At 36.0% G+C, this 24,546-nt stretch carries 23 protein-coding genes, 1 tRNA gene and 4 pseudogenes; 23 read left to right on the top strand and 5 right to left on the bottom strand.

Translation table 11 applies throughout. The annotated features are described in order from the left end of the window. The 3 genes from AF333_RS21175 to AF333_RS33870 form a co-directional block, all read left to right on the top strand. A partial coding sequence (locus AF333_RS21175) for a Ger(x)C family spore germination protein (protein WP_152968244.1) occupies positions 1-735 on the top strand: 735 nt, incomplete at its 5' end. Between the two features lie 347 nt (positions 736-1,082). Next, positions 1,083-1,292 (top strand): hypothetical protein, encoded by a 210-nt coding sequence (locus AF333_RS21170; protein WP_043068333.1) that lies wholly within the window; start codon positions 1,083-1,085, stop codon positions 1,290-1,292. Positions 1,293-1,796: 504 nt separating this feature from the next. Then, positions 1,797-1,937, top strand: a complete 141-nt coding sequence (locus tag AF333_RS33870) for a hypothetical protein (RefSeq protein WP_158502522.1) — start codon at positions 1,797-1,799, stop codon at positions 1,935-1,937. 93 nt (positions 1,938-2,030) lie between these two features. On the opposite strand, the gene AF333_RS21165 is transcribed toward AF333_RS33870, so the two are convergent. Together AF333_RS21165 and AF333_RS21160 are read right to left on the bottom strand one after the other, a co-directional pair. Continuing rightward, the gene (locus AF333_RS21165; RefSeq protein ID WP_043068334.1) at positions 2,031-2,954 is read right to left on the bottom strand and encodes a response regulator; all 924 of its coding nucleotides are present in this window, start codon (positions 2,952-2,954) and stop codon (positions 2,031-2,033) included. Between the two features lie 4 nt (positions 2,955-2,958). Further along, positions 2,959-4,275: a sensor histidine kinase gene (locus tag AF333_RS21160; protein WP_139189312.1), complete on the bottom strand. Its 1,317-nt coding sequence runs from the start codon at positions 4,273-4,275 to the stop codon at positions 2,959-2,961. 334 nt (positions 4,276-4,609) lie between these two features. Between AF333_RS21160 and AF333_RS21155 the strand changes: the two genes are divergently transcribed. The 12 genes and pseudogenes from AF333_RS21155 to serC all read left to right on the top strand — a co-directional run bounded on the left by AF333_RS21155 (position 4,610) and on the right by serC (position 16,162). Further along, complete coding sequence (locus AF333_RS21155; protein WP_139189314.1) at positions 4,610-5,602, top strand: glutaminase; 993 nt, start codon at positions 4,610-4,612, stop codon at positions 5,600-5,602. Between the two features lie 211 nt (positions 5,603-5,813). After that, positions 5,814-7,250 (top strand): alanine/glycine:cation symporter family protein, encoded by a 1,437-nt coding sequence (locus AF333_RS21150; RefSeq protein ID WP_043068335.1) that lies wholly within the window; start codon positions 5,814-5,816, stop codon positions 7,248-7,250. A gap of 1,088 nt (positions 7,251-8,338) precedes the next feature. Further along, a tRNA-Cys gene (locus AF333_RS21145) sits at positions 8,339-8,409 on the top strand. Positions 8,410-8,460: 51 nt separating this feature from the next. Next, a complete protein-coding gene (locus AF333_RS32180) occupies positions 8,461-9,330 on the top strand; it encodes a CPBP family intramembrane glutamic endopeptidase (RefSeq protein ID WP_080787949.1) in 870 nt (289 codons plus the stop codon). After that, a pseudogene (locus AF333_RS37840) lies at positions 9,302-9,490 on the top strand (transposase); the annotation flags it as partial. The gene AF333_RS32180 and the pseudogene AF333_RS37840, both read left to right, overlap by 29 nt. Before the next feature lie 508 nt (positions 9,491-9,998). Beyond that, the gene (locus tag AF333_RS21140) at positions 9,999-11,249 is read left to right on the top strand and encodes a serine hydroxymethyltransferase (RefSeq protein ID WP_043068337.1); all 1,251 of its coding nucleotides are present in this window, start codon (positions 9,999-10,001) and stop codon (positions 11,247-11,249) included. Positions 11,250-11,500: 251 nt separating this feature from the next. Continuing rightward, on the top strand, positions 11,501-12,697 hold the full coding sequence (locus tag AF333_RS21135) for an acetylornithine transaminase (RefSeq protein ID WP_043068338.1): 1,197 nt from the start codon (positions 11,501-11,503) through the stop codon (positions 12,695-12,697). A gap of 65 nt (positions 12,698-12,762) precedes the next feature. Then, positions 12,763-12,885 (top strand): annotated as a pseudogene (locus tag AF333_RS37640) (PH domain-containing protein); the annotation flags it as partial. A gap of 312 nt (positions 12,886-13,197) precedes the next feature. Beyond that, positions 13,198-13,347: a hypothetical protein gene (locus tag AF333_RS36005; RefSeq protein WP_235496796.1), complete on the top strand. Its 150-nt coding sequence runs from the start codon at positions 13,198-13,200 to the stop codon at positions 13,345-13,347. Between the two features lie 345 nt (positions 13,348-13,692). Further along, positions 13,693-13,839, top strand: coding sequence for an aminotransferase class V-fold PLP-dependent enzyme (locus AF333_RS33045; protein ID WP_139189137.1), 147 nt, complete (start codon positions 13,693-13,695; stop codon positions 13,837-13,839). 120 nt (positions 13,840-13,959) lie between these two features. Next, a pseudogene (locus AF333_RS21130) lies at positions 13,960-14,628 on the top strand (YggS family pyridoxal phosphate-dependent enzyme); the annotation flags it as partial. A gap of 448 nt (positions 14,629-15,076) precedes the next feature. After that, positions 15,077-16,162: a 3-phosphoserine/phosphohydroxythreonine transaminase gene (gene serC, locus AF333_RS21125; RefSeq protein WP_043068339.1), complete on the top strand. Its 1,086-nt coding sequence runs from the start codon at positions 15,077-15,079 to the stop codon at positions 16,160-16,162. A gap of 558 nt (positions 16,163-16,720) precedes the next feature. Here serC and AF333_RS37835 read toward each other — a convergent pair. Both AF333_RS37835 and AF333_RS21115 read right to left on the bottom strand, forming a co-directional pair. Beyond that, a pseudogene (locus tag AF333_RS37835) lies at positions 16,721-17,140 on the bottom strand (DDE-type integrase/transposase/recombinase); the annotation flags it as partial. A gap of 517 nt (positions 17,141-17,657) precedes the next feature. Then, positions 17,658-17,900 carry a helix-turn-helix domain-containing protein gene (locus AF333_RS21115; protein ID WP_052812359.1) on the bottom strand — a complete coding sequence of 81 codons (243 nt, stop codon included), beginning with the start codon at positions 17,898-17,900 and terminating at the stop codon, positions 17,658-17,660. 578 nt (positions 17,901-18,478) lie between these two features. Between AF333_RS21115 and AF333_RS21110 the strand changes: the two genes are divergently transcribed. From AF333_RS21110 to AF333_RS21085, 7 genes are all read left to right on the top strand, one after another. Next, positions 18,479-18,727 (top strand): hypothetical protein, encoded by a 249-nt coding sequence (locus AF333_RS21110; protein ID WP_043068340.1) that lies wholly within the window; start codon positions 18,479-18,481, stop codon positions 18,725-18,727. Positions 18,728-18,961: 234 nt separating this feature from the next. Then, positions 18,962-19,243, top strand: a complete 282-nt coding sequence (locus AF333_RS21105) for a hypothetical protein (RefSeq protein WP_052812360.1) — start codon at positions 18,962-18,964, stop codon at positions 19,241-19,243. A gap of 20 nt (positions 19,244-19,263) precedes the next feature. Beyond that, positions 19,264-19,710, top strand: coding sequence for a hypothetical protein (locus tag AF333_RS21100; protein WP_043068341.1), 447 nt, complete (start codon positions 19,264-19,266; stop codon positions 19,708-19,710). A gap of 52 nt (positions 19,711-19,762) precedes the next feature. Continuing rightward, on the top strand, positions 19,763-20,254 hold the full coding sequence (locus AF333_RS34345) for an RHS repeat-associated core domain-containing protein (RefSeq protein WP_235496793.1): 492 nt from the start codon (positions 19,763-19,765) through the stop codon (positions 20,252-20,254). Between the two features lie 50 nt (positions 20,255-20,304). Next, positions 20,305-20,934: a hypothetical protein gene (locus AF333_RS21090; protein ID WP_043068343.1), complete on the top strand. Its 630-nt coding sequence runs from the start codon at positions 20,305-20,307 to the stop codon at positions 20,932-20,934. Between the two features lie 835 nt (positions 20,935-21,769). After that, positions 21,770-21,928: a hypothetical protein gene (locus AF333_RS36000; protein WP_235356714.1), complete on the top strand. Its 159-nt coding sequence runs from the start codon at positions 21,770-21,772 to the stop codon at positions 21,926-21,928. Continuing rightward, complete coding sequence (locus tag AF333_RS21085) at positions 21,906-22,307, top strand: SMI1/KNR4 family protein (RefSeq protein WP_235356715.1); 402 nt, start codon at positions 21,906-21,908, stop codon at positions 22,305-22,307. The genes AF333_RS36000 and AF333_RS21085 overlap by 23 nt, the downstream gene beginning before the upstream one ends. Before the next feature lie 185 nt (positions 22,308-22,492). Here AF333_RS21085 and AF333_RS33860 read toward each other — a convergent pair whose 3' ends face one another. Beyond that, the gene (locus AF333_RS33860; RefSeq protein WP_158502524.1) at positions 22,493-22,630 is read right to left on the bottom strand and encodes a hypothetical protein; all 138 of its coding nucleotides are present in this window, start codon (positions 22,628-22,630) and stop codon (positions 22,493-22,495) included. Between the two features lie 192 nt (positions 22,631-22,822). On the opposite strand from AF333_RS33860, the gene AF333_RS21080 reads away from it, so the two are divergent. Continuing rightward, positions 22,823-23,566: a hypothetical protein gene (locus tag AF333_RS21080; protein ID WP_043068344.1), complete on the top strand. Its 744-nt coding sequence runs from the start codon at positions 22,823-22,825 to the stop codon at positions 23,564-23,566. Positions 23,567-24,546 lie beyond the last annotated feature (980 nt).

The raw sequence follows: 24,546 nt of genomic DNA, 5'->3' as shown, positions 1-24,546 counted from the left end.
ATTAGTAAGGGGCGAGCAAGCAAGACGCTAGAATTAAAGGAAACAGGAGAAATTCCATCCTTTCGTTTGTTTGGGATTGTAGATAATCAATATAGAACAACAAGAATTCTATCTCCAATGTCGCTTGCTAAATTAGAGGGAAAGATGCAATCAGGATCTAGTTTTCTTTTGCAAAACGTAGTTGCAGCAAATGGAGAGGTGAAGTTTGCGGGAGCGGCTGTAATCAAAGGAAAGACAAAAAAGCTGGGTGGTTTTTTTAATGAAATAGAAGTAGAAGGCTTAACGTGGATAATTGGAAAGGGGAAAGGCGGTGTGGTGAAAAGCTTTGATAAACAGACCGGTCAGCTACTCATATACGAGGTAGAATCAATGAAAAGCAGGATTACTCCTCATATTAATGGAAAGAATATCTCTTTTAATGTGAAAATCGAATCAGAGGGACGCCTATCCGAAAATTGGATAACTTCAGGGAACGCTTTTGAAAATAAATTTCTAAAAAGAGTGGAAAAAAACACCGAAAAAGAAATCAAACGACTAGTGAAGAATGTAGTAGAAAAAATGCAAGAGGAATACGAAGCCGATGTTGTTGGTTTCGGAAACCGATTGAAAATGGAGAATCCTAAAGTGTGGGAAAAGGTTAAAAAGAATTGGGACCAAACATTTAGTAAGGTTCCAATTACATACAATATAGAAGTAACTATCAAAGATTACGGAGCCTCAGACTCCAACAAGTGAACCTTCTTATTCTGTACGGAAGTTTGCCACCGACCCCATATTTTGGATTGCCCGCTCTATTTGGAGGAACTCGTACATTTGAAAATGGATGTATGGTGTTACTCTCAAGTTAGTTACAAGCTTTAGGGGAATTTTCTTGGTTTTTTGTAGTTTTCCGTTTGATTCTGTAGTCCATATTTAAAATCAAACCTATCTTTACGAATAATAAGTTTGAGAATATTTTTGTCATTCCTGTTTGTAATCTTCTTCAGATGTGTAAATAATATTTTTTGTTTTAAATACAAGTTTTACTATAGGAATAAATATATTTATTGGTGATATTATCAACAAAAGAATAGGTGGAGCAGATGGATAGCTTTATAAAAAAAATCGATGCTATAAAGAAAATAGAGTGTTTAATCACCATAAAAGAAGAAATTAAGGATCAAATTATGGTCAAGGAAAGTTGGCAAGTGAGGATGGAGCTGTATAAACAAATAGATGTGATTAATCAGCGAATAAAGGAAATTGAGCAGACATCGGATAATTTCAAATATGTAAACAAGCAACTAACCTAGGTTGGTTGCTTTATTTTATAGATAAATTTAATTGTAAAAATTGTATAAAATTCCTGCAGTTAGTACGGTTTCATGGATGTTTTATACATGAAACTTCTTAAAGATACTATGTTTAATTATTAATTTGGAGAGGTCGTAGATTTTATTACAAAATAATGAATAAAATGGGTTTTTTTGTAGTTTTTTGTTTGATTCTGTAGACTAATTTATAAGATTAATTCTACGTATATAAATAACAAAGTTGGAAGCGATCTCATACTGTTTCTCTTGCAATAATTCCCCTAAAACAAAATGGTAGAAAGAGAGGAGCCAGGAATTGAAGAGTATAGAAAGCTAGAAAAAATTTTGTCTTAATCTTTTTAAATGTCTATTAAACATCGATAGGGCGATTAGTTGTTCATGTGGTGAGGTTTAAACGAATGATAGAAGTTATAAAATGGAGAGGTTGGATATAAAATGTCGACTATTCATAGATGTTCAAGATGTAATAAGGAAGTTATTAAGATGAGTTTAGTAAAGGGAATGTGTTATCGTTGTTGTGATATTATTGAATTTGGCTATCCGTCCTTTCCTGCCTACAAATTAGAAGAAAATCTCCAGAAAGTGAACACGAATAAGGATCTCACAAAAATAGAGGTCGATTAATTTCTTTAACTGAAAAATATTTAAAAACAAGAGGGAGTTGTTTAACAAACTCCCTTTAACGTTTATAAAGGTAACTTTATATAAGATAATACCCTAATGTAATCGTTGTGCTTCAAAATAGAGAACTTGAATGAACTTTTTCGTATTAATACCAGCAAGAGAGGTTGACGATGTTGAACTATGCTGCAATTCCGTCATCTTTTTCCGTACGTTTGTAAAATCAAAAAACTTAGAAGCATAATTTTCAAACTTCCAATTCGAAAAATCTGTAAGACCAAGGGATGCCAAATGGTTCAATGACTGAGAAATAGCTCGACGAACTCGTTGTTCAGAAGCTTTAATTTCTTTTTTTAATTCCAAATCTGTTGCTGATTTTCCAAGTCTTCTTTGAGCTAGGTTCAAAAAAATCTCTTTAAGGGGAGGAATCCCATTTTTCAATGTTTGCTCTTGTTCATATTCATATAGATAATCTAACATATCCAGTAAATCTTTACTTCCGTTTTCACCAGCTATTCCTAATTCGGACAAAAGAGCATGACCAGAAATTCTTATATGTTTTCCATTGATAGATTTTTGTTGTGCATTTTCAAAATTATCCAACTTAAGTATAGTATTGAGCGATTTGTAAATATCCTGTATCGACTTTTCTAATTTAATTTGTTCAATGACTTTGCGAATAATCGCCAGTACTTCAATTCTGTTGATAGGCTTTACTATATAGTATTCAATACCAAGTGAATAGGATTCACCAATCAATTCTTTTGATTCCACTTGAGAAATCATAATAATTTTTCCCTTGAATGCTGGTTTTATTTGGCGAATTGTTTCCATTCCGTCTTGAGTCGGCATTAGCAAATCTATTAATAAAATATCTATGTTTTTTAAGGTTAGTACTTGGCCATCTAATAATGAACCATCATCAGCCTCTCCTGCCACTTCTCCTAAATCTTCTTCTTCAATAATTTGGGCTAACATCGAACGAATTGCTTCATCATCGTCTGCTATATAAAAAAGCATAGAATCACCCTTTCTTAATTAGATAATCAATCAGTAATTGGATCGTAAAAATCGATCCTTTTCCTTCCGCTCCATCATGGATTGTAATATTACCTTTAAATTGTTCGACCATCCCTTTTACATAAGATAATCCGATACCTGTTGATGGGTTGCCAGAATGATCATATTTAGAAGTAAATCCGGGTTTGAAAATTAAATTTCTATATCTTGGTGCAACACCAGGGCCATTATCGCTTATTTGAATTTTAATCCAATCATTCTCCCTTTCAATAGAGATGGTAATTATACCGTCTTTATTAATTGCTTCTACTGCGTTTGCGACAACATTATTTATAATCGATAAAACAGTGAAAACATGGTAATATGGGTGAATTCCTTCAATTGTACACACAAATTGGATGTCTTTTTCTAGTAAAAGGGCGTATTTCTCGTTTGTTCGCAATATGATGTTAATTAGTTCATGTATATCCATATAATCTGCTAAACTTTCATCTGAAATAAGCTTTGCCAGTCCAGCAAAAATACGTTGATTATCTTTTTTTATCTCATGGACTTCTCCTGCTATTTCCAGGGCTTGTCTTCGGAATTCCTCTACTGGAAAAGAGGTGTTTTGTTTTTTTAAATAATTTAAATTTTTGTATAGGTCATACGATTTTTTTGTAATGTTTTCAGCATTTTGCAATGTTTTTTTTAAATGTACAGATTCCTCATATAAATTGGAAATAAGCATCAACATATGTTCATTCTGTTTTCTAATTTGTCTTTCTTTTAGTCGTGCTTCATATAGTTTAAGCATATTTAAAAAACTAAGAACAATAAAATTGTGGGAAATAGCTATAATAATAATCTCGTTAAATGCTCCCACTGTAACCGTTGTTCTCAATATTAAATACTGCATGATTAATTCCATGAAGTCAGACAATATTTCCATAGTGATACCAATACATGTAATAATTAGAGGTTGGTTGTAAAACCGATTGACTTTTATCAGATAAAAAAGAACAGAATAAGTGAAATAATAGAAAAAACTAGAGTAGTGTTCTTGAAGAGAGAATATCCACGTAAAGTCCTCTTGCATAATCCAATCAATGAGAATACGAAATCCTACAATTATTATTCCTATTAAAAAACCAGGTATAAATACAGGTGTTTTTTGGAACAACAACAAAAAAAAGAAAAACATTGGTGCACCAAAGCTGATACGGAATGTTTCGTTAATGGGATAAAAATTCAATTCGCCTGCTAATGGTACGGTAAACATCATTAAAATAAAAATAAAGATGTCTTTTTTTAATAAAGGGCTGATATTCAAAAATGTCACTTCCTATTTTATTTGAAAATTAGTATACAGTTATGACAATCCCAACACAATGATTACCTTATCTTTACATACGGGTTGTGTTATTGCTTCACAAAAAAAAAATTCGATTTTTTGTAGTATTTTGTTCTATTTTGTAGTCTGAACTTAGAATCAATTACGTGTTTATGAATAGCAAGTTTGGGAACGTTCTCATATAGTCTCATTAGCAAATGTTCTTTCCAAACAAAAATGAAAAGAGGGGAGCAACTTATTAGTATTAACAAAAAGCGAGCTATATATGTTATAAGAGTCTTTTCGTTATGTTTGTAATTAGAGAGGCAAGGGGTTGCAAAGTATGGAAGGGATAAGAAAAGAGGATAAAGATCAAACAGACTACCAAGAGATGGATTACATGGATGCATGGGTAAGACATTATCGTTCTTTTACTGCTGAAGGGCAGTGCGCAACCTATATTCCCGCTTTGGAAAAGGCGGACCCCACACAGTTAGGTATCTGTGTAATAGGACCTGATGGAACCGTAATAAAGTCCGGTGATTGGGAAGCCACTTTTACTATGCAAAGCATTTCCAAAGTGTTAAGTTTTATAGCTGCCTGCTTGCACCGTGGTATTCCTTATGTGTTGGAGCGGGTTGATTTAGAGCCAACGGGTGATCCCTTTAACTCGATTATTCGTTTAGAAATGCATAAGCCAGGAAAGCCGTTTAATCCCATGATCAATGCTGGAGCCATCACAGTGTCTTCCCTGCTTCCAGGAGAATCACCACAAAAAAAATTAGAATCCCTATGTATATTAATCGAGAAAATGGTAGGGAAACGTCCGACTATCAATGAGGAGGTATTTCGATCAGAATGGCAAACCGCTCATCGAAATAGAGCTTTAGCTTATTATTTAAAAGAGACTGGCTTTTTAGAACTAGAGGTCGATCAGGCTTTAGAAGTTTACTTGAAACAATGTTCGATAGAAGTAAATACAGAAGACATTGCCTTAATTGGTTTAATTCTTGCTCATGATGGATATCATCCGATCCGCAAGGAACAAATTTTCCCTAAAAGAGTAGCAAGGTTAACCAAAAGTTTAATGTTGACTTGTGGAATGTATAATGCTTCGGGTAAATTTGCTGCTTTTATTGGCCTGCCAGCAAAGAGTGGAGTATCTGGAGGAGTTATGACATCGGTTCCGCCGCGTGTGAGAACTGAAGAAATTCCATTTAAAGATGGGTGTGGGATAGGTATTTATGGACCGTCCATTGATGAGTATGGGAATAGTGTAGCCGGGGTTATGCTATTGAAACACATAGCCAATAGTTGGGACTTAAGCATTTTCTAAAACGTATTGAAAACATTTACATTGTTTTATAATTGCCCGTGGTCATCAATGTAAAACCACGAGCTTGACTCATGAGGTTCCTTTTCTACTATTCCAATAAAGAACGGATTTTTTAAAGCGTTTTCAAATTAACATTGTTTTTAACAGAAGAGCTAAGCACAATGTTTTAAAGATAAAGGTTAAATCCTTACACTTTATACGAGGTGATGATATGCAACAATTACTGCAAGATATGATTGGAGTAACAAATGATTTCCTTTGGTCTAAATTATTAGTTATCATGCTTGTGTGTTTGGGACTGTACTTCACATTCAAATCAAAATTTGTACAAATTCGAATGTTAAAAGAAATGGTTCGTGTTCTAATGGAAGGAAAAACTGGTTCTAAAGATACTATTTCTCCATTTCAAGCGTTTTGTATTGGTATGGCTGCTCGCGTTGGAACAGGGAATATTACAGGAATTGCGATTGCAATTGCATTAGGCGGTCCTGGAGCCGTATTTTGGATGTGGATTATTGCTATTATTGGTGCAGCATCCAGCTTTGTTGAAAGTACGTTAGCGCAAGTATACAAAGTAAAAGATCAAAATGGTTTCCGTGGCGGTCCATCCTATTATATGGAAAAAGGCTTGAACAAGCGTTGGATGGGCGTTTTATTCGCTATTTTAATTACGCTTTCTTTCGGTCTTGTATTCAATGCTGTACATTCAAATACAATTACACTTGCTTTTGAGAACTCATTTGGTACAGATCGTTTAACTTTAGGGATTATCATGACAATTGCTTTTGCTGCGATTATCTTTGGCGGTGTGAAACGTATTGCAAAAATGGCTGAATACAAGGTTATGTTTCTAGCTGTGTTATACATTGGTGTTGCATTATTTATCGTGCTTACAAACATTACAAAACTGCCAGAAGTTCTTTCTCTTATTGTGAAAAATGCTTTTGGTATTGATCAAGCAGTAGGTGGAACGCTTGGAGCTGCGATCATGCATGGAGTTAAACGTGGTTTGTTCTCGAATGAAGCAGGGATGGGGAGTGCACCAAACGTTGCTGCAACGGCAACAACAAGTCATCCGGTAAAACAAGGACTTATTCAAGCATTTGGCGTATTAACGGATACATTCATCATCTGTACAAGCACAGCCTTTATTATTTTGTTTTCGGATGCTTACAAACAACCAGGGCTAAATGGTGTTGTACTTACACAAGCATCATTAAGTGAACACATTGGTTCTTGGGCATCAGGCTGTCTTGCTATCTTTGTCTTCCTGTTTGGATTTGGTTCGTTAATTGGCAACTATTATTATGGGGAAACAAATATTAGATTTTTACATGGAAGTAAAGCATGGTTGATGCTATACCGAATCAGTGTGTTCGCTATGATTCTATTTGGTTCAGTTGCAAAAGTTCAACTTGTATGGGACATGGCTGATTTATTTATGGGTTTCATGGTTGTTGTGAACTTGATCGCCATTCTTTTATTATCAAAAGTGGCTTTTGCTGCATTAAACGATTATATCAAGCAGAAAAAAGTTGGTAAGGACCCTGTTTTTTACAAAGACAGTCTTAAAGATATCAAAAATATTGAAAATATCGAATGCTGGGAGCATTCATCATCACCTTTAAAAAAGGTGGATATTGTGTAATATAGAAGCCATTAACACAACAATCAAACTGAAAAAAATTACAAATTTACATTTGGCGAATGGAAGAAACGATGTCGGCAACTATGGGCGTAAACCGAGTTGGTTATTGCTCAAGCATTCTGTGATTAGTGGTTTTAGAAGCTATACTTATGTGAAACACCGATTGGAGCCGCACTTATTTGTATACCCTTCTCTCATCTCTTATTGGTAAAGAGATGAGGGAAAGGTAAGGCATCTGTATGGTTTAGAGAAAGGAGCTGCTTCCATTTTTATGTTACCTTTATGATAAAAACAATATATAGTTTAGGATACGAGAAGTATTTATGGCATTAACATTCTAAGAATATACTAGCCGCTTTTTTGTTTCCAGTTTTTGTTATACGGTTGTATCAAGTAATAGATAGTATTATGTGTCTTCATAAAGCTGTAGGTTTAAATATTCTTGTACATTAAGTTTACTAGGATTAGCTAATACTGTTTGAATCCATGCTTCCCTTTCAAAGCACAGTACACGAAGATCTTAAACACAGGTAATTAACCCTGTAGGTGTTACATGAGCGCTTTGCATAATTTTCGCCCCTAGAGCCGCAAGACTCTTTTAGCCCAAAAAAGGACTTCATCCTAATTTGTAGAAGATACAGGTGTCGAATCCATATCCTACAGAGTAAGGAGGAAATCCACTATATAATATATTCTACAAAAAACGTGGTAGTCTAAGACTTTATTTTCAAATCCTAGTCTGCTGTTGTTTCATTTTTGGGGCCATTCTAATGTAGAAATAAAGTTTAACTGTTTATAATAAAGTTGTACCGTTTATAAAAAAGATGAACCGAAATATCTTATTTTAATAAAGAAGAGGTTTCGGTTTTTCTTATTGTATTAGGGGTCTCGTCACATCGCCATCAAGCTAGTGGAAAGGAAAAGTTGAGAATCGGGAAACCTGCTCATTTTTGCTTTCCAATAAAAATATAAAATTAGACTTTTAAGTTTATCATAGGAAAAAGCAATGATTATCATTTAAAACATTATATTGAACAATAAATATAGAAAGAAATAATATCAAATTATAGATTTTCTTATAACGTTTAGGGAGTATAGTCAAATGGTAAGGCGAGGGTCTGCAAAACCTTTATTTCTGGTTCAAATCCAGATACTCCCTCTAGTACATGGTCTCATAAAGGGAACAGTCAAATTTACCTCTCGTAAAAAAATGTTTTCCAACCGAAGTCAGACGTTTTCTTCAATATATGTAAGTAATCTTTCTTTATATATAATAATGGAATGGAGAATCAACATGCCGCAAGTGAGAAAAATGATCCGAAACCAATCCAATGAACTCCACCCCTTCTGGAAAATACTCAGAGTAACGCTAATCTTCTTCACCGGTCTTTTCATATTGGCTTTTCTTGCCAATCGCACACCTATCCCAGGATTATCCAAATACGTATTGCACCCGGCCATGTTTCTCGCCTCTGTGATTTGCACCTGTGTCCTAGAAAAGAAAAGGCTGAGCTATATCGGTCTGGTGCCGATACTTGGGAATATGAAGAGGTTCTTTTCTGGATTTATCGTTTTTTTTCTCAATTCCTGTATCATCGCCTTCTTTACTTATCTACTGGGATATTGGAACTTACCAAAAGATTTTCTGCATACCCTCGCTTCCCCCGTTATTTGGCAAGGATTGTTCTACTGGCTTGTCGTAGTCTTGGGAGAAGAAGTGTTGTTTCGCGGTTACCTGATCTCGGTATTTGAGAATAAATGGATCGGGATCTTTTGGTCGTCACTGATATTTTCCGCTGTGCATTTGTTAAACCCTGAATACACGCTAGGAGCATTCGTGGTAGCTTTTATCGTCGGCCTTCTTCTGGGATATATCCGTATGATTACAGGCAACCTGTGGATGGGGATAGGCTGCCATCTGGCGAACAATTGGTTTCAGGGAACTATTTTTCAGCTTCCATATGCAGGGGAGTATATGGTTGCTGGGGTAATGCTACTAAATATCATTATTTTCTACCGTTTGAATAAAAGAAAGCGCAGAAGGCTATTAATTGGCGATTCGTCGCATGAGCGAGCCTGAGAGCATGTTTGGGCAACTCAAAAATAATCGGGGCTTCTGGAGCTTTCTGCTTCACGGTTTACCAAAAGTAAGCTTGGAGGTCGGGTAACTTTCGCTTTCTCATAATTTCATGAAGAAAGCCTCACTAGACAAAAAACGAAGAGCGGTCAGGCAGGAATAACCTCCTTACCTGACTGTTTTATTTGTAAAAAGTACAAAGTGAAACAAAAAGAGGCTGACCCTTCAGTAGAAAAATCTACTTATGGGACAGCCTCTGCTTGTCAAGTTAAAATTTTATTGCTCCCAGAACGAAATTTTCAGATTTTCTTGTAACAAAGAAACTTATTTATCGTTTTTGGGGGCAACTTGTTCTCTTAGCTTGATGGCGATGGGGTAAAACTAGATAATTCCGATTATTCTTATACATATATTGCTTTTTTTGAAATTATTATCATAGGATATTCCTATTATTATGATATAGATTATGAAATTGTAAAAATCGCTCTTTTCGATTTATACTGAACCCGATATATGGGACCATCAATCATATTACTTAAAGAGCAACATATTCACGACAATCTTGGACATTTGGAAGTTGGTCTATCCATGAAAGAACCTGATGATTTATCTCTTCAAGACGTGGAGGCCGTTATTGAAGCAAAAGCAATTTTTAGGGGGAGGAAAATAAAATGAAATATTTACCTGAACAAGATCCGGATATAGCCGAGGCTGTCAAACAAGAGCTCGAACGGCAACGTGACAAACTTGAACTTATTGCTTCTGAAAATTTTGTGAGCGAAGCGGTAATGATGACAATGGGAACGGTTCTGACCAATAAATATGCGGAAGGCTACCCTGGAAAGAGATATTACGGCGGTTGTGCCTATGTAGATATTGTAGAAGAATTGGCGAGGGAAAGAGTTAGAGAGCTATTTGGTGCCGAATATGCCAATGTGCAGCCACATTCAGGGGCGCAGGCGAACATGGCCGTTTACTCTGCCGCTGTAGAACCTGGAGATACGATCTTGGGTATGAATTTGTCGCATGGTGGCCATTTAACACATGGAAGTTCTGTTAATGCTTCTGGGCAATTGTACAATTTTATTTCATATGGAGTGAACACTCAATCCTTCCGTATTGACCTTGACGAAGTGCGAAATCTAGCGCATAAACACAAACCCCGTATGATTGTAGTAGGAGCAAGCGCTTATCCACGTACGATTGATTTTGAACCCTTTGCTCAAATTGCCCATGAAGTAGGCGCTTTATTCCTTGTGGATATGGCTCATATCGCAGGCATCGTGGTTGCAGGATTGCATCCGAACCCTGTGCCGTATGCCCACTTTGTGACGACAACAACCCACAAAACGTTACGCGGACCAAGAGGCGGAGTTATTTTATGTAAGAAGACATGGGCACAGGCTATTGACAAAGCGGTTTTTCCAGCTACCCAGGGCGGTCCGTTCATGCACATCATTGCTGCAAAAGCCGTTGCTTTCAAAGAAGCTGCTCAACCCGAATTCAAAACATATATAGAAAACGTGATTCGAAATGCCAAAATTTTAGCGGAAGCATTGATGGCAGAAGGGTTGTGTGTTGTTACAGGAGGAACCGATAATCATATCATTCTCATCGATTTGCGTAATATCGGGTTAACCGGAAAAGAAGCCCAGCAGTTACTTGATGATATAGGGGTTACTGTCAATAAAAATGCAATCCCTTTTGATACGAATAGTCCGCTCGTTACGAGCGGGATTCGTCTTGGCACCCCTGCGGTGACAACAAGAGGCATGGGGGTGGAAGAAATGAAGGAGATTGCCAGAATCATTGCACTCACATTAAAAAATCCGCAGCAGTCAGCCGTTCAGGAACAAATGAAGGGCAAGGTGAAGGAAATTACTTCCCGGTTCCCTTTGTATGATGCTAGGACGAACGATTGAAAAATGGGGGGGATGAAATTAAACATAGAAAAGCCTGGATCGCATACAATGAATGCTTATAGAACTGCATAGGCCAAAGGAGTCCGCTTTATCTATGGTACGGTGTGCAGCTATCCTTGTGGCGAGCGATAAATTAACAACACCCTAGAAAAAAACAGGATTCTTCTACACTAAAATGGTCTTAGCGTATATTTTTGTTAAAAAATGAGCGGTACCCCTAAAAGAAAAGAGTATTTCAAGGAGTGACTTTGATGGATATTGCAGAAAATAGTGCCTTGTTTCCGACATATGCAAAACACCCTATTACGTTAATAAGAGGGGATGGGAGCCGATTATGGGACGAGCAAGGTAAAGAGTATTTGGATTTTATGTCCGGACTTGCAGTATGTAATTTGGGACATGTGCCAAGAAAGGTGAAACAACGAGTTCAGGAACAACTCGAACAAGTGTGGCATATATCCAATCTATTTCGTATCCCGAATCAGGAGGAATTGGCGCAAATGCTTACTGTTCATAGCTGTGCGGATCTCGTGTTCTTTTGCAACAGCGGAGCGGAAGCAAATGAAGCGGCGATAAAATGCGCGAGACGTTATCACCAGCGGGTACTCAAAAACGGCAGATTCGAGATTATCACGTTCGAAAAGTCTTTTCATGGCCGCACGCTTGCAACATTGACTGCAACGGGACAGGATAAAGTCAAAGATGGTTTTTTTCCTCTCCCGGAGGGATTTCTATATGCACGCTATAACGACATTGAATCTGTTAAAGATACAATCACCGAGCAAACTGCAGCTGTCATGCTTGAGCTAGTACAAGGGGAAGGTGGAGTTTATCCTGCGGACCGCGAATTTGTAACCCAGCTCTTTGCTCTATGTAAAAAACACGGATTAATTCTTATCGTGGATGAGGTACAAACGGGATTAGGGCGGACAGGGAAACTGTTTGCTTATGAACATTACGGTATTGAACCGGATATCATTACGCTTGCAAAGGGGCTGGCCAGTGGATTTCCCATCGGCGCCATGATGGGAAAAAAGGTACTGAGGGATGCTTTTTCCGTAGGTAGTCATGCATCAACGTTCGGAGGCGCCCCTCTAGCCGCTATAGCTGGACTGGCAACTATGGAAATTCTACTGAAGGAACGTCTTTTTGAACGCGCAGAAGAGATGGGAGCATACGCTATACAAAAGTTGTTGGATCAACTGCATCATTACTCCGTTGTTCAATCTATACGGGGAGTCGGACTTTTAATTGGCATTGAATGCGTCAAACCAGTCGCTCCAATTATAAAGGAGCTGCACCGATATGGGTTGTTGGTATTACCAGGAGGTTCACATGTGATCCGGTTTATGCCTAACTTATACGTAACCAAAGAAGAAATCGACCGGGCGGTGGATATTATTTCTATAGTACTGACAAAGATAGCTCAGGCTGCTAGTGTCGAGTAGATTATATTACGAAGGTGACTTCTACTAAGGAGTAATGGTATGGATATACCTTTTTTTCTTCTAGAGATGCACTTGAAATATCTTATGGAACAAATTTATTGGGAGGTGTGAAGATTTCTCCCGAAAACAAAGAAGCCTTTTTAGAGGAAATAAAAAAGAGATGTGCTTATGCAATCATACAATTTTAAACATTAATAGATTACCCCACCACCCATTTAAGGGTAGTAGGGCATACTTTTAAGTTTCTTTATTCGATCCTTTATAACCACTAACTACATCCACACCCATGCAAGGTAGCTTCGAAAAATATATATGATACCATTCTAGGGAGCTACAAAATTTTAACTTGATGACGATGTAGTACTACCCCTTTTTCCAAATCAATTTCATAGGAAATAACTATCGTTGTAATAAGAACTATTGTATTTAATAATCATTTTTGTCGATTTATACTGAATTCGTTGCAACGAACCATTATCTGAAGATAATTGAATTTTATAATGGATCATCGTCGCACACCGTTATTTACCGCTTTGATTGAATATGCGAGCCGGAACCTAGCTGCACTCGGTATACTAGGTCACAAAGCGTTGTTTGCCTTACAGAGGACAAGCGACGAAATCATGATGATATGTAGGTATGTGGACTAGACAATAAAACTATCGTGTCGTGCAATCTGTGAGCATCTTGGCTGACTCCAAGCCTATCTTTGTTACTGGAGAATGGGATGATGGCATTTTCGTTTGCTTGATAAAGAAAGTCATCGAAGCAGTATCCAGATGCTGAGACTGCGCTTATGATCAATTCAACTTATTTTGGTATAAGGTAAAGGAAATTACTTCCCTATTCCCTTTATGTGAGATTAGGATAAATGGATAAAGAAAGAGGAAAGCATGAGATTAAACAAAGAAAATCCTGGAATGCGTGCAACAAATGTTTATGAAGCCGTATGGGTCAAATTAGCCCACTTTCTCCACATGAAATCAAAGTAGAAAATTATCTTTACTCGTGGCACGATATCGGCTATTAACCTTGTAGAAAATAACTGTGCACGAACGATTTGTAAGAGTGGAGATGAGATCGTGATCTCCGTTACGAATAATTGCATAAATTTACTTTTATCAAATAAAAAACATACTTGAAGTAGCAGAGCTATCAGGAAACGGGAAAATAGTACTATTAAAGTGTTGGGACTGAACGAAGCGAATTCCTAGGACGCATCAACTAACATTAAATGAGGTGATTGTACATTGGATTTATAAGAACGATTAACTGCGGTTGAACATAGGATCCAGGAAACTTGCCGAAGCTGTGGTAGAAAAAAAGATGAAGTGCAGATTATTGCCGTAACTAAATATACAACGATGCAAGTAACCGAACAAGCCTTGCAACTTGGAATGTCACATGTTGGTGAGAGTCGTGCAAAGGATGCTTGTTCAAAATGGGAAGCCCTTCACTTAAAGGGAACTTGGCACTTTATCGGGCATTTGCAAACAAACAAAGTGAAGGAAGTTGTCAAAAGATTTGACTATATCCATTCCTTGGACCGCATGTCACTGGCAAAAGAAATCGAGAAAAAGGCGGCTAGTCTAAATATAACCGTAAAATGCTTTATTCAAGTCAATGTTTCTGGTGAAGAAAGCAAACAAGGGGTATCTCCGAATGCTTTGTTCTCATTCGCAAATGAAGTTTCACAAATGAAACACATACAAGTGGTCGGATTGATGACCATGGCTCCATTCGAATCGAAAGTGGGAGCAACCAGATCTGTATTTAGAAGACTGAAGCAATTACGGGACGAACTGAATGATCAAAAAATCTTTGGCTATCATGTACCTCATCTTTCTATGGGCATGTCCAATGATTTTGAGGTTGCGATTGAAGAAGGAGCTACTTGGTTGCGATTAGGTTCGGTCTTATTCGGAGAGTGATATTGTACATCGTAAGCAAACTATAGAGATAAGAAAGAGCTGTACTATGCCTAGTTTACAGATTGGAAAAAATACGTATTTTTTTGTTTGAAATCGTACAAGAAAGATAAAAATCAATATGAATTGTTGATTTGTATTTCTAGACATGTTTATGGCTAGTTATGAAAGATTAAACGGTTTGGAATACAAGAAATTTTAAACTTCAGTTCTAAGTTAAAAACAAGCTTTCTAATTACCATGATATGTTCCGCCACAGTGATATCTTCACGATTGCCAAACGGTTACGATCGAAATAAACGACGTTAAATTGTTTTAAGGATAATGATAGAGAAAGAAGGTGAGTAACTTAGACAATGGTAGTCCTTATAAATTCCGTTAAGCCGCTGGTCACGTCAGTATTTATGCAATAGGCCGTAAATAATAATCATAATTCGTAGGAGTGAATGGTATGAGATACACGTATAATTTTAATGCAGGACCTGCAGCATTACCTTTGGAAGTTATACGACAAGTGCAAAATGATCTCATTGATATAAATGGCATCGGTTTGTCGATATTGGAAATATCACACAGAAGTGAAGAGTACGAGTTGATCCATTACGAAACTCAGCAGTTGATTAGAGATCTTCTGGACATTCCTTCTGATTATGAGGTTTTGTTTTTTCAAGGGGGTGCCAGTACGCAATTCGCTATGGTGCCAATGAATTTTCTAACTAGAGAGTATATGGCTAGTTACGTATATAGTGGTACTTGGTCAGGGAAAGCGATAAAGGAAGCGGAAAAAATAGGTGAGGTTGCGATTGTGGCGAGTTCAGAAAACGAGCAGTTTAAACGGCTTCCTGATTTAGACGAAATGAATATCCATCCTGGATCGGCCTATGTACATGTTACCTCTAACGAAACCGCTGCAGGCGTCCAATATCAGAATTTACCTAATACAGGCAATATACCGTTAATTTGCGATATGTCCAGCGATATTCTTTCCCGACCTTTCGACGTTTCGAAATTTGGACTTATTTATGCGGGCGCACAGAAAAATTTGGGGCCGGCAGGTGTTACGGTCGTAATCGTTCATCGTGTTTTATTGGACAGAATCCAGGGGAATATACCTGATATGATGAATTACCGAATTCATGCAAAAAGTAATTCCCTTTATAACACGCCGCCTGTATTCTCCGTTTATGTTGTAAATTTAGTGTTGAAATGGATCGCGAACAATGGGGGAACAAGAGGGATGGCGGAACGTAACAGGCTTAAAGCCGATTTAGTTTATGAAACCATTGACAGAAGCGGCGGATTTTATAAAGGGTTGGCTCACAGGGACAGTCGCTCCATTATGAATGTGACATTTAGCCTGCTGAATGAAGAATTGGAAAGGTGCTTATTGCATGAATTGAGGCTTAACGGCTTTATTGGCCTAGAGGGGCACAGAGATGTGGGGCATTTACGGGCTTCTATTTATAACAGTGTCACATATAATCAGTGCAAGGTTTTAACGGATTTTTTAACAGAATTTCAGAGACGCTACGGGTAAAAGAATATTGTAGAAGTGATTTTAATCAAATATACGGAGCCTTATTCTAAGTACAGGAATTAAAACAGAAAAACCAAGGCAAAGCATGAGTTATTAACAGTTTGGATACAATATCCGATTGTTTTGGCTTTGATGATATTTATGTGATAAGCGATTGGGGAATATTCTTCAATTTGTTTAATCTGTAATGTGTGGCAAATCCATTTTTCATTCATTTTTTCTATTTTAATACCTGAAATAATCTCTAAGAGGTCTCGTTTCGCCACGCCACCAAGCTAGAAGCACAAATACCCCAAATGCGTTATTCTTTCTCTATGACCCATAGAAAGGATGACGCGCTTTTTTATGAATGTCTGAAAAAAATTGCGAGTTCTCTTTACTTGAATTAATTTCATAACTCAAAGTCCTTGAACCGCAAGGTTCAATTTTCAACTAAACAATGTCCGATACCGTTCTGGAGAATTAGCGAAAGATCATGTTGATTTACTTTGTCTATTGTTTAATGTTTCTAAATTAGTGAACCTCTGTCAATAGATTGGACACAATGAATCGAGAGAATCACGCTGTTTTTCGGTACGTACGTTCGCATTGGTTGGGCGTGACATATCCGATGGAAGAGTGGATTCGCTTTCCATTGTAAAAACATGCAATGTACTCGAAAATATGCTTCTTTGCCTCAGCTCGTGTTGAAAAGGTTTCGAGATACACAAGTTCTTTCGTCAGCCGTTTATCCACGTGCCAACCGACAATCTTTCGTGTATACAGGTCCATGATGCTCGCTAGATATAGCCAGCCCTCTTTGCTAGGAATGTATGTAATGTCTGCCATCCACACCTGATTGGGTGCCTGGGCGCTAAACTTCTGAGCGAGTACGTTATTGTAAACCGGTAGGTTGTGCCTGGAGTTGGTCGTGGCCTTGTACTTCTTGACGGTACGGGATTTCAAGCCAAGCTCTTTCATGATACGGGCCACCGTGTTCACATCGTTTTGGCTTCTAAAATTCATTTCTAAAGAGCTGCAGCTTGTTGCTCTTGTTCTAGCTTTCATAGCTCTGTCTATTGATTTTAAGAAAAAATAATCGGCCTAACTGTAACATATGATAAGTTGCCCCAGAATTAAAAAACGAATGTAAGACTTTTAAAAAATTAACAGCAGCAGAATAAGACCAAAAAGAAGGTCCTAAACTGCTGCTGTTTTTTCTATTCTTTTCTCTTTGAGGCAAGGCTCTTTAAGCGTTGTAGCTTCTTAATGTACCCGTACAAATTTCCTGCTCAATTCGCAGGGCATTTTTTCTACTAAAATCAACAAATCCAATCTACGACTTTATTTTTCCTGAACAGTTCAATCTCCAACTAAGACTAGGCTGCCGCCATGGATCGGCAGCCTAACTCCGTCTTTGACCATTGACGTAAACAACCCGACACGATAAATGTAATTTTATTCCTTACGTTTGCGGGTGGTGTCAGGGACGCTGGTATTCCCCCGTATACTGGGGCTATTTCTTTTCCTCTGTCTCCAAAATCTCTGGAATCTCACTTCTGCCAGTTAAGTAATCTAACGACACATTAAAATGATCCGCAGTCTTTATTAAAGTTTCGAGGCTAATGTTTTTCTTTCCATTCTCAATTCCACTTAAAGATCCTTTTTGAATTCCTATCTGTTCAGCTGCTTTATTTAACGTCTCATTCCTTTCTACCCGAGCTTTTCTTATACGCTCACCAATAATTTTCATATCCATATTTCATCAATCCTCTTGGCAGATTGGCTAATAGCAAACTATACTTTGTTTTAAGGTTGGCTGTTAGCCAACATTTTATTTTTTTAAATACATCATGATTTTAGTGGTTAAGTAACTTTAACAAGTAATTGGGGGATGAATAATGCGCAGACATACCCTTTTTTAGTCGAATTACAGGGTTCACCTGCAGCAATCCAATAGGCATCTAATATTCGTGAGTTGTTTATCGAGTCTCAAGTCGAATTAACAGAAAATCAAGTAGGGACCTAATCGTATCTTCGCATGGTTAAACAAGCTGTAAATCAACAAGCATTAGCGGTATGGTGGGTTGAAAATTGAAAGGGATTTCTTTTTCTTCTAATTACAAAGGCTATTCAAGAAAATAAAAGGCGTAAAAAAGAAAGTATTATTCAATAAAAATATAGGAAAATCATGAAATTATGTAGGTAAAAAGATTGGCGTCTGTTTATAAATATTCGCACAGTGAAAAGCAATGGTCTTCATCTATCAAACAATTGTAAAATAAATAATAAACCTTACTAGATAACGGTGATTTCAAATAAAAGGAAGGGATTTGTTTGGGAAAACTAACTGTGTTTACAATTCAAATTACCGAACAAACTAGCGTGCTTGTTGTTGCTGAAGACTCCCAGCGAGCCCTGAAAGTCCCTCTATATAATGGGAGAATAAAGGGATGTGAAATAAGTAAAGTCAAGGTAGAACAATATCCATCGGACAGATTACTTTTTAAGAACGGTATAGTATTTGAGATTTCTGAATATATAGAACGTTATCACTATCCACATTTTATATCAGAAGCCTATTAATACACTACATCTATTACGTAAATATTTATAATAATTGAGCATTTTGCATAATTCAATTTTACGCTGAGAGTTACAAAACTTTTGATTTAGAGTAAGCTGGAAAATGGACTTGAAAATGTGGAATTGCCCGTCCGTGTATTTACGAAAGGGTAAAATGCCTAGAAAACATAATAAGCTTTTGATGGATTGGTGAATACCTAAAATATTTAATGATTTAGGATATTAAAGAATAATATGCAGTTTAAATGTCTCGATAAAATCAATCCTAATGAGTTTTTGATTTCGTATACGATCGATCCTGCAACAGGTAAAGCAGTAACATTAAATAATAGGGGATTAGCTGCATTAGTCGAAGGAGGTAAATTTCCGGATAACGTAATTTTTGTTCCGTATGATAAAGTTCCTAGCCATTTCGTTGCTGATATAAAAAATAGACCTCCATCTACAACAATATCGATCACAAAGAATAAAGATGGTTCTGGTCTTGTTAAGAATGTAACAAATTGTCTAGGCTAAAAATCGGGGGGGTTTTAAGAATGTTAACTTTAAAGCCATTAAATTTTATATTCAAAATATCTACTACTGATTTAGAGTTGGTTTATATAGAATCGGGTGGCGTGAGAATCGAGGTTGGTGCTATACCATTAAAGAGCATAGAGAAAGAAAAATGTGTTAACATAGAAATTATTTTTTCAATTGTAGCCGAAGTTAAATGCGTAACGTTAAATTTCGATGAATCCGATTATAATGGTTTTTGTATTTCTGAGGAATTATCTATTGGAAATCGCTTGGAGAATGATGAAGAGAGACTTTATCATCCAGATTCAGGGTTTTATGAAGTGATAGATTCTAAACATTTACAGGAAAATATAAAGAGGTACGACCCCAGAAATAGGTTGAATTTGAAACATTATATTGTTAAAGGATATGATAGCTATATTGAATTAATAGCATCGACGTATTCTGTCAATGAGCTAAATTGATCTGTATTATAGCCCTGCCGATGGACTGTATACACAATCCGATCCAATAGGTTTGGTAGGAAATAATCCGACTTTGTATGGGTATGTTGGTGATCCGAATACATGGATTGATCCATTTGGCTTGTTAAATGAATTTGAAATTGCAGAATATGCAAGTAAATTGCACGTGAAAGATGGATTTACTGTACATGAATTATTACAAAATGCATGGTTAAAATACAATGCTGGAGTAACTAGAAGAGGTACAGGACCACTTTCGAGACAAAACCCTGCAATTGCATTAAAAGAAAATCCTCTTCATCAAAGTACTACAAATTTACAGAAAAAATATGGTGTGCATTTGGAAGAAACTTTACGAAAACAAAGTGCTTTACAGAACATTAATAGAAATGCCGCGTTAACAAGACGTGGAATTATGAATGAACTCATTACGAGAGGTTGGGACAGTAAGAAAGCAAAGGCATTTGCAACTGAAAAAGTTATGGAATTAAGAAAACAAGCAATAGAACATGCTGAAAGACATGGATTAATCTGTAGAAAATAACTAAATGCAAAGGAGTGTAAAATCCAGATTAAGTTATTTGGATAAATAATATGGAGAATAAAAATAACATATTAATTGAGCGAAAAGAAAGTATTATATTTCAGTTAGACAAAAACCAGAATGTTGGTAATGGATGGATTGGTGGAAATGCTCCAGCATATTTTGACGATAAAAGTGAACTTTTTAGTGAAATTGGATCTGATTATCACTTCTATCTTTGTTTTGTGAGTCCACTAGATAAAAATAACATGGTTTCTATCTTTATACCAAAAGAATACGAAAATCGTGTTTCAAAAAATATTTATCCAAACTGCTCATTGTACGTGTTTGAACATCCGGTTTCGAAAGAAAGTTTGGATTCTACTTATACCGAATTTGGAATAGTTAAACACTATATTTCAGAAGGTATTTTTGTAAGTGAAGAACAAGCATTTGAAACACCTTTTTTTATTAAATTTGGGGGGAATCCCTTTCATATCCAAGAAGAAGAATATTATTACACACAATTAGAAAAAGATGGATATAGTTTTTTGTGTCAAATTGATGAGGACGGTTATCCAAGTGGGTTATTCCATTCAGGCACAAGCCTTCCATTTGGGTTTGGTGCTGTGTATTTGTATGCAATTGTGACGGAGGATTCGATAAAGAATCCAATAGTAGGATATTGGCAATATTCATAGGTTGATAAATATTCTAGTAAAATAAATGGTTGTTGTATTTAGAACTATTTTGAATCGAAACATAAGTAAGAAGGCACTCGCGCCTTCTTTTTCCATACCCTTTTCCGTTAGAAAGTGAACCGTTTTCATTCCGTGTATTTACTGTCTATCTTCATCTGAGACGTTCCAGTAAAAGGAAGGTAATTAAACATGAAACTATTACTCGATACAAATGTTTGTAATGTATTAGCAAAATAGAATACTATGAAATGAAAGAAGAACTAAAAAAATTCAGAGAAGCAAGGGGGAAAATAGAGCAAATAGATTTTTTATCTGAAAGTCAAATTGACTTTATCTTATATTTTATGAACCAATACTCAACATTGTCATCAGCACTTGAATTTTTGAAGATAAAAAAAGGTTGTTCTGATTCGTTTAATTTAAGAATTTCGTCAGCAACGTCACTGAATCTATCTTGAAATGTGATTCTCTAAATCGCTTGTAAATGTTGAATTAATTTTAAGGAAATTTTTAAGTGTGTTTGCTATGAATTCTTTATCCTTTGTATAAAACACTTGTTGCATAGTTAATTCCTATACAGTTCTATCTTCTTGAATAGGTGAATTATTGATTTTTTCATTAAGTTTTCCAGGTATTGTTTTGTCGAACATAGAAGCAGAGAAATACGTTTTTTTACCAAACTCATTATAAAATCCTACTTATAAGAGATTAAGATTATTGACATTTAAGTTATAGAGTTGCCTTTTTGCTTTGAAGTAATGATTCAGGTCAGTTATAAGAGGACCGGAACTACGAATTCTCCTAAAACAATAAATATTTCTGAGGAGTAGTTACAATGATGAATAAATTAATCAAGGTTCTCCCTCCACCAAAGATTCCACAAAGCTTCGGAGATAAAGAACAATGGAGAAATGTATTTAATATTCTTGGTACAGAGCTGCCTTCAGACTATATGAAATTTATTGATACTTATGGAACTGGGGGGAATAGATAACTTTCTATGGGTTCTTTCCCCATTTGTTGAAAATGAAAATGTAAATCTGATACAAAAAGGGAAAGTCATCAGAGATGCATATCAAGTATCAAAGAATAGTTTTCCTGAATATTTTACTCATAATATTTATCCTTCAGTTGGTGGACTTCTTCCCTGGGGTCTTACTGATAATGGTGACGAATTGTACTGGTTGACAGAAGGAAAGCCTGATGAGTGGAAAATCGTTGTATATGAAACGAGGTCGTCTGAGTATCATATTTACCCATTATCAATGGTAGAATTTTCATATCAAATAATAACGAAAGAGCTAGTTTGTGAAGCCTTCCCTGAAGATTTCCCAAGTGATAAAGTATCAATCATTTCAGTAAATGTTGAATAGTCTATCTACATAAACAAGGACCCAATTTGGGTTCCTTGATTTATATTTAATTATCAACAATATTATTTAACAGAGCCTTTCAAAAAGAATGTCCCAAGCCACTGGAGACAATAACCAAGAATTATTAAATTCTATAATTTCCTCCCCATAAAACTCCTTGTTCATCGCCTATAAACTACTTCTGCTTATTTAGATTCCACCCTATCTTCCAAATATCCTTTATTTATAGTTGCCTCTTCTTTTTCCTTGATTTTCATTTTTCTACACTCTTCGCATAATTTGTGTTGTAGAGAAGCGATTCCCATAGTAGTAAAATCACCCATGAATTCTTCCCTGCATTTTTCACACTTGGTTTTTTAGGGTTAGGTTGCATTGACATATTTTTCATCTTTAATTAATTTTTCTTTTACATACTTAAAGTAACGGGGCAGCATAGTTGAACAAGAAATTTCCATGAGTTTCAGATTAAATGGTATAATTAAACAAAAAACTCGAATAAGCGTGGGTGGAAAAAGATGAACATTCCTAAACAATTCATTAAACCGTTTCCTTCATATGAAGAAGTATTTTATGATAATTTGGAACAGCATAAAAAACACTTTTTGCCTATTTGTTCTATAAATTTACAATGTGTTGATCCAGAATGGGACGAATGGCTACATATTGTATCAGCAAAGGAAATTCATGAAGGGTGCGTCGGCGATTTTACCCAGCCCTTTCACACGAATTTTACGAAAGAAGATACGTTAGGCTTTGATGTCATTGACGGAAAGTATAAATTTGAAGCAGACTGGCATTACTTTGAAATTGAGCAGAACCCTTCCGACATTGTAGAGGAAGCCTATATGCGTAATGAAAAAGACTACCAAATCCGTAAAGAATTTTTCCAACGTAATCAGAAGATTTATCCCTATTCTAGCTTTGGAGAAGAATTTACATCTGTAGAAGCATTAGAGAAAGAGTTTGCCGAAAAGCAGACAAGTGGCTGGGGATTAGATTATCCCGAGGTAAATGGAATTTTGGATGATATACGTTTTATGACAGAAGAGGGGCAAGAATTATTGGAAGACTGTGTTAGCGAAGATAAGATTTTTGACTATACAAATCTACTGTATGTGCCGAAAGACGAAGAGGGTCATCCATTTACATATATAGGATTTGCTACAGGCTACTATTTTCAAGCTTATGGTGCGGATTGTATATACTTATTTTTCAATAAAGAATTAAGAAAAGCAGTAATTTGTTTTGAGTATACATGAGGTACAAGGAGCAGGAAATGGTCGTCGGCAAGTATTTGCTAGTTAAGCTTTGTACCAGATAAAAAAAGATTTCCAAATGAATTCAGGTACCTTAAACGAGGGCAAAAAGAATCCTTTGATTTGGTTGAAAATACGAATTCTAGAGATCAAAAGCAGGTTGCAGAAAATGTAATCATTGTTTCTGACTACAAAATTATTTTTCAATTATCGAGCACGATTCTGGAACGAAATGATCAAACTTTATTATAAAGTAACAGTAGGAAATAAAAAATCCCTTGCTACATTCCATATTGGGAATGAACAAGGGATCATACCTTACAACCTACGCACATCAAATCACCTCTCCATTTATTCGGCTATTTACATTTATATTTGTGAAAAATCGAGGGATATGAATGTTATTACCTTCTGACCTTAGTTGTAATACGTAAGTCAGCGCCATCTTTCTTCAACTATCTCATAAGTTTGCCCAAAGCTTTTCATAAGCTAATCGAGCAGCTTTATTTTCATTTTCAAACCACTTAACTACAGATTTAAATAACTTTAACATTTTACATTACCTCCGTGTACGTACTATATCCGTATTATCACTTCTCTGGTATCTTTTTGACAAAGTTGATATTCCTTCATGAAAGCGATAATCATTGATAATAAAAGAGAATGAAAGCGAATGTCATAGCATTTTATCTCATGATTTCAACGTTTTTCTCCTCGTTGCTCGCTTGTTTCTTTTTAGAATAGATAGATGTGCTTGAGTTACTTGGGGAAAGTTGTTAGAAAAAGTCCAACCAGTTAATTGTAACTTTGAAAAAAAGATTGATCGTATATAATAAAGATTGATAATTTGTAATAAAGTTTGATAAAAAATCACTTCTTTAGTTATTCTTTTAGGTGATTTTTTATTGGATATTTATGTTAAAATTGATGTTAAGCTTGTGAAGAAATGTACTTAAGTTAAAGGGGCAGGTTAGTTGAACAAG

The sequence above is a fragment of the Aneurinibacillus migulanus genome, from assembly GCF_001274715.1.
Classification (GTDB): Bacteria; Bacillota; Bacilli; order Aneurinibacillales; family Aneurinibacillaceae; genus Aneurinibacillus; species Aneurinibacillus migulanus.
Note: the sequence above shows the minus strand (reverse complement) of the source record. Positions and strands in the feature narration are given on the sequence as shown.

Coding starts and splice junctions, on each gene's coding strand:
- AF333_RS21155 (WP_139189314.1), top strand. CDS start 4,610: ATGGAAGGGATAAGAAAAGAGGATAAAGATCAAACAGACTACCAAGAG.
- AF333_RS21140 (WP_043068337.1), top strand. CDS start 9,999: ATGAAATATTTACCTGAACAAGATCCGGATATAGCCGAGGCTGTCAAA.
- AF333_RS21165 (WP_043068334.1), bottom strand. CDS start 2,954: ATGCTTTTTTATATAGCAGACGATGATGAAGCAATTCGTTCGATGTTA.
- AF333_RS21170 (WP_043068333.1), top strand. CDS start 1,083: ATGGATAGCTTTATAAAAAAAATCGATGCTATAAAGAAAATAGAGTGT.
- AF333_RS21115 (WP_052812359.1), bottom strand. CDS start 17,900: ATGGATATGAAAATTATTGGTGAGCGTATAAGAAAAGCTCGGGTAGAA.
- AF333_RS33860 (WP_158502524.1), bottom strand. CDS start 22,630: ATGGGTGATTTTACTACTATGGGAATCGCTTCTCTACAACACAAATTA.
- AF333_RS21090 (WP_043068343.1), top strand. CDS start 20,305: ATGGAGAATAAAAATAACATATTAATTGAGCGAAAAGAAAGTATTATA.
- AF333_RS21135 (WP_043068338.1), top strand. CDS start 11,501: ATGGATATTGCAGAAAATAGTGCCTTGTTTCCGACATATGCAAAACAC.
- AF333_RS21080 (WP_043068344.1), top strand. CDS start 22,823: ATGAACATTCCTAAACAATTCATTAAACCGTTTCCTTCATATGAAGAA.
- AF333_RS32180 (WP_080787949.1), top strand. CDS start 8,461: ATGTTTTCCAACCGAAGTCAGACGTTTTCTTCAATATATGTAAGTAAT.
- AF333_RS21150 (WP_043068335.1), top strand. CDS start 5,814: ATGCAACAATTACTGCAAGATATGATTGGAGTAACAAATGATTTCCTT.
- AF333_RS36005 (WP_235496796.1), top strand. CDS start 13,198: ATGGATCATCGTCGCACACCGTTATTTACCGCTTTGATTGAATATGCG.
- AF333_RS36000 (WP_235356714.1), top strand. CDS start 21,770: ATGATGAATAAATTAATCAAGGTTCTCCCTCCACCAAAGATTCCACAA.
- AF333_RS21085 (WP_235356715.1), top strand. CDS start 21,906: ATGGAACTGGGGGGAATAGATAACTTTCTATGGGTTCTTTCCCCATTT.
- AF333_RS21100 (WP_043068341.1), top strand. CDS start 19,264: ATGTTAACTTTAAAGCCATTAAATTTTATATTCAAAATATCTACTACT.
- serC (WP_043068339.1), top strand. CDS start 15,077: ATGAGATACACGTATAATTTTAATGCAGGACCTGCAGCATTACCTTTG.
- AF333_RS33870 (WP_158502522.1), top strand. CDS start 1,797: ATGAGTTTAGTAAAGGGAATGTGTTATCGTTGTTGTGATATTATTGAA.
- AF333_RS21105 (WP_052812360.1), top strand. CDS start 18,962: ATGCAGTTTAAATGTCTCGATAAAATCAATCCTAATGAGTTTTTGATT.